14 protein-coding genes are annotated in these 13,677 nt (G+C 35.9%); 5 read left to right on the top strand and 9 right to left on the bottom strand.

Annotated features, from left to right (window positions below):
- Window positions 1-35: 35 nt before the first annotated feature.
- From BXY58_RS01515 to uvrB, 3 genes are all read left to right on the top strand, one after another.
- Entirely contained in the window at window positions 36-407 is a 372-nt protein-coding gene (locus BXY58_RS01515; RefSeq protein ID WP_120212037.1) for a BlaI/MecI/CopY family transcriptional regulator, read from the top strand.
- An 82-nt stretch (window positions 408-489) separates the two neighbouring features.
- A complete protein-coding gene (locus tag BXY58_RS01520) occupies window positions 490-1,758 on the top strand; it encodes a M56 family metallopeptidase (protein WP_170144176.1) in 1,269 nt (422 codons plus the stop codon).
- Between the two features lie 68 nt (window positions 1,759-1,826).
- A complete protein-coding gene (gene uvrB / locus BXY58_RS01525) occupies window positions 1,827-3,818 on the top strand; it encodes an excinuclease ABC subunit UvrB (protein ID WP_120212039.1) in 1,992 nt (663 codons plus the stop codon).
- A gap of 1 nt (window position 3,819) precedes the next feature.
- Here the strand turns inward: uvrB and BXY58_RS01530 are convergent, their stop codons facing one another.
- From BXY58_RS01530 to BXY58_RS01555, 6 genes are all read right to left on the bottom strand, one after another.
- Entirely contained in the window at window positions 3,820-4,581 is a 762-nt protein-coding gene (locus BXY58_RS01530) for a lipopolysaccharide kinase InaA family protein (RefSeq protein WP_120212040.1), read from the bottom strand.
- A 21-nt stretch (window positions 4,582-4,602) separates the two neighbouring features.
- On the bottom strand, window positions 4,603-5,637 hold the full coding sequence (locus BXY58_RS01535; protein WP_120212041.1) for a glycosyltransferase family 9 protein: 1,035 nt from the start codon (window positions 5,635-5,637) through the stop codon (window positions 4,603-4,605).
- 32 nt (window positions 5,638-5,669) lie between these two features.
- Entirely contained in the window at window positions 5,670-5,882 is a 213-nt protein-coding gene (locus tag BXY58_RS01540; RefSeq protein WP_120212513.1) for a DUF3820 family protein, read from the bottom strand.
- Window positions 5,883-5,892: 10 nt separating this feature from the next.
- Complete coding sequence (locus BXY58_RS01545; RefSeq protein ID WP_120212042.1) at window positions 5,893-6,984, bottom strand: AI-2E family transporter; 1,092 nt, start codon at window positions 6,982-6,984, stop codon at window positions 5,893-5,895.
- A gap of 19 nt (window positions 6,985-7,003) precedes the next feature.
- Complete coding sequence (locus BXY58_RS01550) at window positions 7,004-7,735, bottom strand: beta-carotene 15,15'-monooxygenase (RefSeq protein WP_120212043.1); 732 nt, start codon at window positions 7,733-7,735, stop codon at window positions 7,004-7,006.
- A gap of 70 nt (window positions 7,736-7,805) precedes the next feature.
- Window positions 7,806-8,522 (bottom strand): DUF2189 domain-containing protein, encoded by a 717-nt coding sequence (locus BXY58_RS01555; protein ID WP_120212044.1) that lies wholly within the window; start codon window positions 8,520-8,522, stop codon window positions 7,806-7,808.
- Between the two features lie 123 nt (window positions 8,523-8,645).
- Between BXY58_RS01555 and BXY58_RS01560 the strand changes: the two genes are divergently transcribed.
- Complete coding sequence (locus tag BXY58_RS01560) at window positions 8,646-9,590, top strand: aminodeoxychorismate synthase component I (RefSeq protein WP_371868377.1); 945 nt, start codon at window positions 8,646-8,648, stop codon at window positions 9,588-9,590.
- Window positions 9,574-10,200 (top strand): aminotransferase class IV, encoded by a 627-nt coding sequence (locus BXY58_RS01565; protein WP_120212046.1) that lies wholly within the window; start codon window positions 9,574-9,576, stop codon window positions 10,198-10,200. Before BXY58_RS01560 ends, BXY58_RS01565 begins: the two co-directional genes overlap by 17 nt.
- Window positions 10,201-10,271: 71 nt before the next feature.
- Here BXY58_RS01565 and menD read toward each other — a convergent pair whose 3' ends face one another.
- From menD to BXY58_RS01580, 3 genes are all read right to left on the bottom strand, one after another.
- On the bottom strand, window positions 10,272-11,936 hold the full coding sequence (menD, locus tag BXY58_RS01570; RefSeq protein WP_120212047.1) for a 2-succinyl-5-enolpyruvyl-6-hydroxy-3-cyclohexene-1-carboxylic-acid synthase: 1,665 nt from the start codon (window positions 11,934-11,936) through the stop codon (window positions 10,272-10,274).
- A 188-nt stretch (window positions 11,937-12,124) separates the two neighbouring features.
- A complete protein-coding gene (locus BXY58_RS01575) occupies window positions 12,125-13,165 on the bottom strand; it encodes a PA0069 family radical SAM protein (protein WP_120212048.1) in 1,041 nt (346 codons plus the stop codon).
- Between the two features lie 250 nt (window positions 13,166-13,415).
- The gene (locus BXY58_RS01580; protein WP_170144177.1) at window positions 13,416-13,610 is read right to left on the bottom strand and encodes a hypothetical protein; all 195 of its coding nucleotides are present in this window, start codon (window positions 13,608-13,610) and stop codon (window positions 13,416-13,418) included.
- Between the last annotated feature and the right edge of the window lie 67 nt (window positions 13,611-13,677).

A 13,677-nucleotide genomic window follows, 5' to 3' on the forward strand; every position in this document is an offset into this window, starting at 1 on the left:
TTCTACATTTGTAGAATAAATTTTATATTTGTAGAATGAAAGAACAAAAATTGACAGATACAGAAATTGTTTTAATGGAGATTCTTTGGCAAAAAGAAAAGGTTTTTATGAAAGATATTTTGGAAGAATATGCGGAACCAAAACCTGCTGCAACAACCATTGCAACTCTTCTCAAAAGAATGCAGAACAAAGATTTGATAGGCTACAAAACTTATGGAAACTCGAGAGAATATTTTCCAAAAGTGAAGAAAGAAGATTATTTCCAGGAAGAAATGACTTCTATGATTGACCGTTTTTTTAATAATTCTGTGAGTCAGTTTGCATCATTTTTCACTTCGAATGCAAAATTGTCCCAGAAACAATTGAAAGAACTACGAGATATCATTGACAAAGAAATAACTGACTAAAATGTTAATCATTATTTTCAAAATAATCCTTTGTTCATCGTTGTTGATAGGGGTTTATTATTTGTTTTTGCAAAGAGAGAAAATGTTCCGCTTCAACAGGTTTTATCTTTTGTTGGCTTTGGTGTTTTCTTATGTAATTCCGTTTGTGAAAATCAACCTTCCTGCTGTTTCTCAACAGAAAAAAGAATTGATTTTTGACGAAATCCAAACTCAACAATTGATGCAGACAACAACTCAAGCAACTGATTTTAATTGGATGAGTTTGATTGTTCCAATTTGTATTTTAATATCAATTGGTTTGATTATCAGAACTGTAATTTCAATTAGAAAAATTATTACTCTGAAAGGAAAAGAGATCAATTATCAAAATCAGAAAGTGAAATTAGTAGATAAAAATCTGCCTCCGTTCAGTTTTTGGAATAAAATCTATCTGAACAAAAATTACTTCGAAAAAGGGCAAATCGATAACCGAATTTTTCAACATGAGAAAACACATTTGGTTCAGAAACATTCTTGGGATATTCTATTTTTACAACTTTTGAAAATTATTTCCTGGTTCAATCCGGCTTTATATTTTTATAAAAAAGCAATGACAGATAACCACGAGTTTTTGGCAGATGAAAGCATTATTCAACAAAAAAATAACGTGAAAGATTATCAGACCTTGATTCTTTCAGAAATTCTCCAAACCCAGAATCTAAAACTGACACACCAATTCAATTACAATAACACCAAAAAACGATTTATTATGATGACAATTAAAAAGTCAAAATTCGAAAAAACAAAAAAAATAGTTGCGGTTTCTGCTTTTGCAGGATTGAGTCTTTTGTTTGTTCAAAAAGTTTATGCTTCGGAAATCAAGCTTGAAAACCGGATAAGTACGCCAGAAATAGTAGTTAGTCATTCTACAAAACTTGATACGATTCCACAGAAAATGGAAGCAAAAAATAACCTTAAACTTAAAAATGCTAAAAAAGTAAAAACAATATCAGCACAAAAGGAGCTTAAAGAAAACGAATTGCCAATCCCACCTCCGCCGCCGCCAGCAAGAGAAGGAAAACCTGCAGAGTTTCCAGAAGGTTTACAAGCATTAAGAACACAATTCGCCAATACTTTTGATTCTTCAAAACTTGAAAACAAAGGAATGTTGAGAACCAATCTTTATATTTCGATTGATGAAAACGGGGTAACCAAAGACATCAGAGCGGAAGGTAGCAATCAGGATTTCAATAATGAGGCAATAAGAAGCCTAAAATCTGTTGTTCAGGACAAAAAATGGAAACCAGCGACCGAAGATGGAAAAGAATCTGCAACTGTTTTTAAACTTCCAATTACGATGAATTTCCAATAGAATATCTTTATCATCAACATCAAACGTTTCGCATCCCGAAACGTTTTTTTATTTTGTATTTTTGTTAGATGGAATTCAAACTTCAATCAGAATATCAACCTACTGGAGACCAGCCTCAAGCGATTGAGAAACTGGTAGAAGGTATCAATATCGGTGAAAAATATCAGACTCTTCTTGGTGTTACCGGTTCCGGAAAAACATTTACCGTTGCCAATGTGGTACAGCAAGTTCAAAAACCGACTTTGGTTTTGGCGCACAACAAGACTCTCGCGGCTCAGCTTTTTATGGAATTCAAGGAGTTTTTTCCAGAAAATGCGGTTGAATATTTTGTTAGCTATTACGACTATTATCAGCCGGAAGCTTTCATTGCTTCAACCAATACTTATATCGAAAAAGATCTGAGCATCAATGAAGAAGTTGAAAAACTGAGGTTGTCTGCAACAGCAAGTCTGCTCTCCGGAAGAAGGGATGTTTTGATTGTAGCTTCTGTTTCCTGTATCTACGGTATCGGAAACCCGACAGAATTTCATAAATCATTAATCACCATCGAGAAAAATGAAAAATTATCCCGAACGAGATTGCTTCATCAATTAGTTAGTGCTTTATATTCCAGAGCTTTGAACGAATTCCAGAGAGGAACATTCCGTGTAAAAGGCGATGTGATAGATATTTATCCGGCTTATGCGGATACAGCGATTAGGATCCAGTTTTTTGGAGATGATGTAGAGAAAATCCAAAGTTTTGATCCTGTCTCAGGCAATGTGATTTCGAATTTCGATTTAATTAATATTTATCCGGCTAATCTTTTCGTAACGACACCTGAAACGATGCAAAGTGCCATCCGTCAGATCCAGGATGATTTGGTAAAACAGGTTGATTTTTTCCGGGAAATTGAAAAGCCTTTGGAAGCCAAACGATTGGAAGAACGTACAGAATTGGACCTTGAAATGATTCGGGAATTGGGCTATTGTTCCGGAATTGAGAATTATTCCAGATATATGGACGGGAGAATTCCGGGTTCAAGACCTTTTTGCTTGTTGGATTATTTTCCGAAAGATTTCTTAATGGTGATTGATGAAAGTCACGTTACGGTTCCTCAGGTACACGCGATGTACGGTGGTGATAGAAGCCGAAAAGAAGTTTTGGTAGAACACGGATTCCGTTTGCCGGCAGCAATGGATAATAGACCTTTGAAATTCAATGAGTTTGAGGATATGCAGAATCAGGTCATTTATGTTTCGGCAACACCTGCAGATTATGAATTGGAAAAATCCGGTGGAACTTATATTGAGCAAATTATCCGTCCTACAGGACTTTTGGATCCAATTATAGAAGTACGTCCCACAATGAATCAGATTGATGATTTGATTGAAGAAATCCATAAAAGAGTAGAGCTGGACGAAAGAGTTCTCGTTACGACATTAACCAAAAAAATGGCGGAAGAACTCACAAAATATTTTACAAAAGTTGGAATCCGAACACGATATATCCATTCTGATGTGGAGACTTTGGAGAGGATTCAAATTATGCAGGATTTGCGTTTAGGATTGTTTGATGTTTTGGTTGGGGTTAATCTTTTGAGAGAAGGCTTGGATTTGCCGGAAGTTTCTTTGGTTGCGATTCTAGATGCAGATAAAGAAGGGATGCTGCGTTCTCGTCGTTCAATGATTCAGACAGTTGGTAGAGCAGCTAGAAACCTGAATGGTAGAGCGATAATGTACGCCGATAAAATGACAAAATCTATGCAGGCTACGATTGATGAAACCAATTATCGCCGTGAAAAGCAGATGAAATATAACGAAGAGCACGGCAAAGTTCCTCAGGCATTGAACAAAAAAATCAGTGAAAACCTGGTGGGAAGAAGCAAGGATTTTCCAGACGAAAAATATACGCATAAAGAGATCCTCCAGGAAGTGGCCGAGACCAAAGCGAATTATGGCAGCGATGATATTGAGAAAATTGTGGCTCAGAAGCAAAAAGAAATGGAAGCCGCTGCAAAAAATCTGGATTTCATAAAAGCAGCTAAACTGCGAGATGAGATTGCAGCTTTAAAAGCGTAGATTATTTGGGAAGAAAATATTTGTAAAATTTCAGGATTTTTTTGATTTTACGCTTTCTTACCATTTTTTCTGATGCTTCACTGATTTTCCGAAGACAATATTCTACTGGGATTCCTGATAATCTGGAATATTCTGCACTGATGATTTTCATCGTTTCGGTATCATTTGTCAATCTTGCAAAATTCTGTAACCTTTTATCAGTCGGGAAATTTGTATGGAAATTCATTCTGTTGAGGTCGACCAGATAAAAGTTATAAGTATCGTTTTCTTTTTTAATCAAAAAGTTTCCCGATGCATTATCTATAAACTCGATTCCATTTTCGTGCAGATTGTAAATGAGCGAAGCATAAGCTTTAAAGATCGTTTCTCTATCAGTAAACTCAGGATTATGAAGCGCATCCGTCAATGGAAAACAATTTCCCAATTGTTCACTAACGTAATAGCTTGACGTCAATCCCCAAAAATCGTGATACTCGATGTAAGCAACGGGATTGGGCGTGTAAAAATGTTTGCTGAGCAAAATGCTGGCGTATTCAAAAGAACGTCTGGCTTTCGATTTCCGGTAGAATTTATAGACGTGCCTGTTGATGACATTGTGTTGTTTGAAGGATTTGAAGTTATACTGCTTACCATCAATCTCAAAAACCTTAACCACATTCCTCGCGCCAGGACCAATAGGAACACCACTGTTTTTAAAGTTTTTTATAATAGACGAAACATCGTCCTTATATTGAGAAAAACCTTCTGAAAATACCCAGTTCATTATCTTCTTGTTTTTAGGTTATTAGTTTAAAGACGATTTGATCAGCTCTATTACTTTATCATTATCAACATTATTGGTATTAATGGATAAACTTTTGTGATTATAAGGCTTATACATGGTTTCATTTGTCACAGAAAAAAGACCTATTGTCGGCGTTCCGGAAGCGCTTGCCAGATGCATCACACCGTTATCAGCCGCGATAAAAATGGCACAGTTTGCGATAAAACCACCCATCTCACGAACATCTTTGCTGTAAAAATTCGGAATATTAAAATTTAGTTTGGAGATATTTTCCACAGGCAAAAGCTCGATAATATTATAATCCGGAAATGCCGATTCCAATTTGTCGTAGAAAGCTGTCCACCAGGATTCCGAATAACATTTGTCACCAGTAGCATTGGTAAAAAGACAGATGGTTTTCTTGTCATTTTTTACCAGATCGTGTAATTTTTTCTTTCCATCCTCTAGCTCTTCTTTGTCTAATCTTAAATCCAAAAAAGGCACCTGAGACCGATGATCTTCGAGACCAATCTGAGAGAGATAATTTCTGAGATTGTAAATTGTGTTTTTTGCAATATGGTTATAATCAGAATGTTGTATTTTAAGATCTTCTACATCCTCACCAAAGAATTTGTAATCTGCTTTTGCAAAGGATATGGATAATCTTCCCGAAGACGAACCTTGCGTAGCATTAATGGCCAAATCATATTTATTGGATTTCAGAGAAAACCAACCCTTTATGTATTGAAACAAATTACTGAAAGGCTTTTTTGGAAGCTGGAAAATCTTGTCAACACTTTTATAATTTTTGAAGATAATTGGTGTTATACCACCCTTCACAAACAAATCGATCTTAGCGTTGGGAAATGTTTTTTCAATCTCCTGAACCAATGGTGTTAATAACAGAATATTTCCCAACCTGTGATTGGGGCGGGAAATAAGAACTCGTTTGACAACAAAATTTTGATTAAGTTTCCCCTCGGCATGAGACTTACCAATGTTTTTGGTAAGACTTTTCATAATAGACCTTCTTACAGCGTTTATTTTTTTCTTCATATAACTTTATTATTGCAAATTTACCGAAAAAATTAACGTCTGAGAGGTTTTAACAGATCCATCAATCCATTCAGCTTGATTTCGTAGATGGTAGCCAGCTGCATCCCGAGTTTTCCTTTTGGAAAACCACCATTTCTCAGAAACCATTCCAGGTAAGAAATTGGCAAATCGGCTAAAATTGTGTTTTTATATTTTCCAAAAGGCATTTTCACTTCGCAGATTTCCTTCAGGATTTGAGGATTGATTCCTTCCATTTCAAATTATAAGATCTGTTTTATTTTCAAGTTCATCATCTTCTGCAGGCAGCTGTAAAGGCGGCGGTGCATCTTCTTCAGAAAACTCATCCCGGTAAACCTGGATTAGTAATACCGTAATCGACATCAGAATCGGGCCGAAAATCAATCCCATAAATCCGAAAATGTTCATACCCATAATAATCCCGAAAACCGTGATTAATGGATGGATATCCTCCAGTCTCTTCAGTAATGTGAATCTCAAAAGATTATCCGTTAAGCCCACGACGACCAACCCATAAATTAATATCCCAACACCTGGCCCGGTTTGTCCTTCGGCAATCATAAAAATCCCAACAGGAAGATAGACGATTGCCGCACCAACAACTGGTAACATAGATGCCAAAGCTGTTAATGCAAATAAAAGCATTGGACTTGGCGCTCCGAAAATATAATAACCAATCAAAGCAACTACACCTTGTCCTAAAGCCACAACCGGAATGCCGATGGCGTTTGCCATAACCAATTTAACAAACTTATCGCCCAACATTTGTGTATTAGCTCTTTTGAAAGGCATTGCTCTTGCTGCCATTCTTTCGAACAATCTGGCTTTTACAAACATAAAATACAGCACAAAATACATCGAGATGATAACTGTAAAAGTATTAACCGTCGTACTCAGAGCTTTGGTAGAAAAGGTTCCTGCAAAATTGGTGACTTTAGCAATATTTTCCTTACTCAAAATGTCGAATCCAACTTTCTGAAAGATAAACTGATGAATTTTTTCCAGGAAAATATTGAACTTCTGCATATAAACCTGTGCATTTCCCAATTTGGAAACCAGCTGGTCAACAGTAAAATAGACCGGTAAAATCAATATAATTAATGAAGCCAGCATCAAAACAGTTGCTGATAGCCAAGGCTTCCAGTTTTTCTCTTCAATGAGGTAGAAGTTATACTTTCTGCAAATAATGTAAAGCGTAACTGCTCCTAAAAACGAGGGAATAAATAATGCCAAATTCCAGCAAATCAACCCAACAAAAACACATATAAGAAGAATTAATGCGACCTGTTTGATAACAACAGAATCTATTGGTTTACCGGAATCTGACATAGTTTATTTTTGAATTTATTTATTGTTCTATTTGTCTAGGCGCACCAAAGTATGCACAGTAAGTAGAATACATCGCAATGTAGGCAAACGGAATGGTAAGATAAACTCCCACACAGCAAAGTACAATCCCTGCAATACTGATAAGCGCAGCCAAAATTGCAGTAAATAAAATCGTGCCATAGTTTTCCTGAACAATATTGAAGGATTTCTTCAGTGCATCAAAAGCGCTAGCCTTTTCAAAAATCAAAATAGGATAACCCAAAAAGAAGAAAGGCATCACAAAAAGTGCTGGTAAAAGACACATTAATAACAAAATTGTTAATGCAATTTGAGTAATCAAAGCGTAGATTACGATATTAATAAAATTCTGCTTGTAGGCAAAAAAGATATCAGAAACAGTTATGGGCTGTTTAAAATTAGACTTGTTAGCGACATAGATTAGACTTACAAAAATTGGCGTAAGAAGAAGCGTAACCAGAAAATTGGCGCCACTGTAAGCCGCAAACCCGGGTGCAGCAATGATATCTTGATAATTGACATTACCGCCAGACTCCCTTATCTGCTCTACCAAAAGCTGAGAATTGAATCCTGTTAACATTTGCACCAGGAAGCCTAATAAAAAATAAATTACGACCGCCAAAAAGCAGTACAAAAAAGTGTTCTTAAAGATTTCCAAAGCGTGAGAGATGATTGCTCCCGCCTCTCTGTTCGGAGATGTCGCCTGCGAATCGAATTCATTAAAATTTTCCATTGAGTTTATTTTTGTAGTTGATACTCAAATCTACACAAAAATTTTTTGAAATGGATGAACTCAGGAAAAATTATTCCTGAAAATCAGCAATCAAGTGTTTGTAAAGAACATAAATCCCGGCATTCCAAAACGGAAACGTCACGAAGATTCCGAAAAAGAAAATGATAAGCCCACAATAAGAAACGAGTATAGAAACGAGACATGCCAGCAAAATCACAATAAAATTTTTCTGAAAAGCCTGAACACTAATTCTGAAAGCCTGGAAAAAATTGTAATTCTTATAAAAGACCAAAGCCGGAACAAACAACATCATTCCCATCCAGACAAGGCTCAATGGCGGAATAATCAAGATGTAGCTGTTAAGAATATTCCAGAAAAGTGAGTAAATCAGAAATAAAAAGAAATAATGACCCTGGAATCCCGCAAACAGATCTGACATCGCCACAGCTTCACCGATATCCAGTTTCCTGTAGATTTTGAGAAAGCCTATATTCAAAGGGAAAATCACAGACTTGATGATGAGAACAGCCATTGTAAAATACATCGCGTTTTCGGTTTTCATCAGTTCCTCGTACTTTTTTATAAAAGCTGGAAAATCAGAATACATCAGCTGTGAGAACTGATTCACTTGTTCAAAAAGCCCGTAGTATCGGAACGCATAAGCACCGGCAAACATAATCACAGAAAAATAGATCACCGTAAATAACAGCTGGAACGGCAAAGTTCTCATCCAATATTGATAGGCTTCTGTCAGTATTTTTCCAATTTCCGGTTTTTGCGTCGTCATTCCTCAAACTTTTTGCAAAAATAAGGATTGGAATTGATAAACCATATTTTAAGTCTTTTATCTTTTCTCTATCATCTTTTCCCTTATTTTTGTTTTATGTTTCAGAATCCGCAGTTTCAAAAGATGGACGAATTATCAGAGAGAAAAGAACCCTTCTTTTTTCTGATTAATTTTTTGATGAATGAGGTCAGAATCTTTACAAAAATCGAAATTGAAAATAAGGCTTTGTTAATTGATTTTCCGAATCTTACAAACGTCAATTATCAACACTCGACAATTTCGGATTTTGAGTGGAAATCGTTTCCGGAAATATTAGAAGATTATAAAAAAGGATTTGAATTCGTTCAGGAAAACCTCAGAAAAGGAAATTCATATCTGACCAACTACACCACCAAAACGGAAATCGAAACCAATCTTAGCATAGACGATATTTTTAAATTTTCAAAAGCAAAATACAAAGTTCTTGTTCCTGATGAATTTGTGTTTTTTTCGCCGGAAACATTTGTAGAAATTGTTGACAACAAGATTTTTACACATCCGATGAAGGGAACAATCGATGCAGAAATCGAAGATGCAGAAAATATTCTGAAAAATGACCCAAAAGAAAAAGCAGAACATTACACGGTTGTCGATTTGTTGAGAAATGATTTGAGCATGGTTGCGGACAATGTTCAGGTTAAAGAATTTCAAAGAATCGATTATATCCAAACGAAGCAGAAAAATCTCTTGGCAATGAGTTCCGAAATCGAAGGCTTAATCAAACCAGAATATCGGAATAAAATTGGAACAATTCTTCAAAAGTTATTGCCCGCAGGTTCTATTCTTGGTGCACCAAAACCTAAAACCTTGGAAATTATTTTGGAAGCCGAACAATATGAAAGAGGATTTTATACAGGAATTGCGGGTTATTTTGACGGAAAAAATCTGGATTCCTGCGTAATGATACGTTTTATTGAAAAAGAGAACGAGAAACTGTTTTTCAAAAGCGGAGGTGGAATTACCCATCAAAGTGACCTTTTCAGCGAATATGAAGAAATGAAAAACAAAATCTATGTCCCGATTTATTGAAAGTATCAAAGTTGAAGACCAGAATATTTTCCTGAAAGAACTTCATCAGAAAAGGATGAACGACACTTTTTCGAATTTCGGAAAAGTATGCAAAATTGATATTTACAGTTTATTCCTCAATCTGGAACACCATGAAGACGGGCTTTACAAATTCCGAATCGAATATGATCTGGAAAACAATTTCAAAACACAGATTATTCCTCATGCGATTTCAGAATTAGATGATTTTGAATTGGTTATTGATAATGAAATCAATTACAGCTTTAAGTCTGCAGACAGAACTCAGTTACAAAAACTGAAAGATAAAAGTCACGCAGATGAAGTCATTATTGTGAAAAATAACCAGATTACAGACACTTCGTATTCCAATCTTTTGTTCCTTAAAGATAAAACTTGGTTCACACCGAAAAGTTATCTTCTGAATGGCGTGATGAGACAAAATCTTTTACAATTAAAAGAAATCAAAGAAACAGAAATCACACTAGATAATATCAAAGATTTCACGCATTTTCAGTTGATCAATGCATTGAATGACTTCGATGATATGTTTATTTATCCGATTGAAAAAATCATTAATCTTCCGAAAGAAGAATCTGATTTGGAATTTTAAACTTAGAATCTCGCTGATTTTGCTGATCTTCTAAAATCTGCGTAATCCGCTAAATCTACGAGAGAAATAATTTATTTCAATTCCGCAAAATACTGCTTCAAAATATCCGCATTATTAGATTCCGAAGTCATGACTTCCAGGATTTTCGGTTTTGAATCCGGCTTGAAATAATTGGGTAAAACGCGGTCAAGAGAAATCTCATCTTCAACTCGGGTATAATCAAATCCAAAATTCTTTGCTAATAATTCTGCATTTCTGTGATGTTGAGTGGCGATAAATTCGTCCAAAGCATTAGTTCCGCTTGGTCCAGGAATGATTTTGAAAATATTGCCTTCCCCATTGTTGAAAATCACAATTCTCGTATAAGGTGGAATATACTGATTCCAAAGTCCGTTGATATCATAGAAAAACGATAAATCGCCGGTAATCAGAATCGTTGGTTCATCCTCCATCATTGCAAATCCCATCGCAGTAGAAGTACAACCGTCGATGCCGCTGGTTCCGCGGTTGCAGTACACATCATATTTCTGATATTCAAATAATTGCGCATATCGGATTGCCGAAGAATTAGAGAAATGAACTCTGTAATTTTCAGGAATATGATTGGATAATTGATTGAAAAGATAAAAGTCTGAAAAAGGTGCTTTGTTGAGATATTCTTCGTGCTTTGCATCTTTTTTATCTTTCAGAACATCCCAAAGGTTGAAATAAGCTCTGGGTTCCAGATTGATAGATTTCAATAATTTAGAAAAGAAGACTTCTGGTTTTGTTTCAATCTTTTGACTCAGAACAAAGTATGTATCAGGCTGCCAATATTCATCAATATGCCAATGCTGCTTTGGTTTGGCTTTTCTTAGGAATTGCTTCACTCTTTTGGAAACCACATTCTGCCCGATGGTAATTAACAAATCCGGCGCGTAAGTATGATAATCTTCCTCAGAAAAATCAGTAATGTAACGGTCGATATGAGCGAAAAATTTGTCGTGCTGAAGATTGGAATTCATTTCCGTCAAAACAACAACGGTGTGATTTTTAACCAATTGGGAAAGTTGAGCTTCCAGTTCCGGATTAGGCGCCAACGTTCCTGTCAAAATCATAATTCTCTTGGAAGTATGCCAGTCCGCAATCAAATGAGATGGAACATCATAATTCTTTTTCTGAATTGTTTTCTCAACAGCTGGCATTACAGGCAATTCTTCCAACAAATTGTAAAGTGGTTCTGTCAAAGGAATGTTGATATGAACCGGTCCGCTTTTTTCGATACAAAGCTCAACCGCTTTTTTAATGGTTTCGAAATTATAATCATCTGCGCCGTCTTTTTCATCTTCCAATAATTCGAAATCGCCGTAAGAATGCTGCTGGAAAATATTTTTTTGACGAATGGTTTGCCCGTCAAAAATATCAACAAAATCAGCAGGTCGGTCTGCTGTCAATACCAAAAGCGGGACATTCTGATAAAATGCTTCTACAACCGCTGGATAATAATTAGCTGCAGCTGAACCGCTTGTACACGTAATAGCAACAGGTTTTTTAATAGATTTTGAAATTCCTAAACCTACAAAAGCCGCCGTTCTTTCGTCCACAATACTGTAACATTGGAACGCATCAATCTCAGAAAAATGAATCGCCAAAGGTGCGTTTCTGGAACCTGGAGAAATGATGATTTTATCGATGCCGTATTGTTCAAGAATATGTGCGAGAATCTGGATGCTGCGTTTTGCTGAATATTGCTTCATTTGGGAAAATTACTGAGAAATAAATCAGTTTGCAAATTTAATTAAAAGACTTGTTTTATTTTATCGCAAAGGCGGAAAAATGTAAACAACTTGCTGTTTCAAGCCGCAAATATTGTATTCTGATTTTAATTTTGCGACTTTTTAACGAATTACAATTAAGAATAATTTGTGACTTTGCGATAAAAATACTAAAACAATCGCAATTGTTGCGTTCTGCTTCCTGTAAAATGTTCAGTTGTCAAAACTGCTCTTTCACGATTATTAAAAAATTTCTTCTTTCCGATTTCAAAGGTTTTATGAATCATTTCTGCAATATTGCCTTCGCCTTGATAACGCTGGAAAAATCGCTTTTCGCCCAGATTTCCACCACGCATTGAGCGGATGAGATTCAGGACTTTGTCTTTTCTGTCGGGAAAATGTGCTTCCAGCCATTGAACGAAAACCGGTTCAACAGTGTCATTCAGTCTGACAAGAGTATAACCGCAACTTTTTGCGCCGGCTTCGGAAACAGATTTCATTATAAAAAGGCTTTCGTCACTTGTCAATCCCGGAATCACAGGTGCAATCATCACATTCACGGGAATATTTTTCCCGGATAAAACTTCAATCGCTTTCAGTTTATTTTTTGCTGTAGAAGTTCTCGGTTCCATCACACGTCGCAAATCTTCATTAAGTGTCGGGATGCTCATATTCACCGAAATCAGGTTTTTCTCTGCCATTTTTTCAAGAATATCAAGATCTCTCAAAATCAAAGCGTTTTTGGTGATGATGGAAACCGGATGCCTGTAATCCAAACAAACCTGAAGCAGTTTTCGGGTAATTTCAAACTGCCTTTCAATCGGTTGATAACAATCGGTATTTCCTGAAAGCATAATTGGTTTCGGAACGTAAGATTTCTTCTGAAAGGTTTTTTCCAAAAGTTGCGGTGCATTTTTCTTGACCATCAATTTTCTTTCAAAATCGATTCCTGCGCTATAACCCCAAAATTCGTGGGTCGGTCTTGCAAAACAGTATGAACACCCGTGTTCGCAGCCTTGATAGGGATTCATCGAATAATCCATAGAGAGGTCCGGACTTTTGATGACGTTGATAATCGTTTTCGGAAAAACTTCCGTAACCTGGGTCTTTATTTTGTCCAATTCATAATCTTCAGGCTCGAAAGTATATCTGTCGAAGCGGTTGATGACATTACGCTGTGCACCTTGACCTTTTGGAATTAAATCTGACATAAGTTGATGAAAATTAACGCAAAGGCACAAAGAATAGTTATTAAAAAATCGTTTTAAGTCGCAAAGCTTTGCGACTTAAATAAGTTAATAAGGAAATAAACTTTCCGCCTTTGCGATAAAAATGATTGGAATTGTTGTTTCAAAATTATCACTTGAAAAATAAAAACTCTCTTAAAATTCCGGAAAGTTTTCCACAAAAAAATCCGGCTCATAAGAACCGGAAATTTGTATAATATAAATAGTGTTGGTGTTAAAGGAAAGCGTCCAATTCTACACCGTCATTCGGGTTTGCATACGCTTTTCTAGGTGTGCCGAATAACAAATGATGGTCAGAATAATCGCTGTTATAGATTTTGTTTTTAAAATATTTCCTTACCGCTATAGCGCTCAGGACTGCGGCTGTACCAAATAATCCTGCAAATATTATTTCGATATTTCTCTTCATATCAATATTAATTTCCATTCTCAAAAGCAAATAGTGTTCCCTTTTGTTTTCAACAAAATGACATTTT

It is taken from the genome of Epilithonimonas arachidiradicis, assembly GCF_003610695.1.
Lineage (GTDB): Bacteria > Bacteroidota > Bacteroidia > Flavobacteriales > Weeksellaceae > Epilithonimonas > Epilithonimonas arachidiradicis.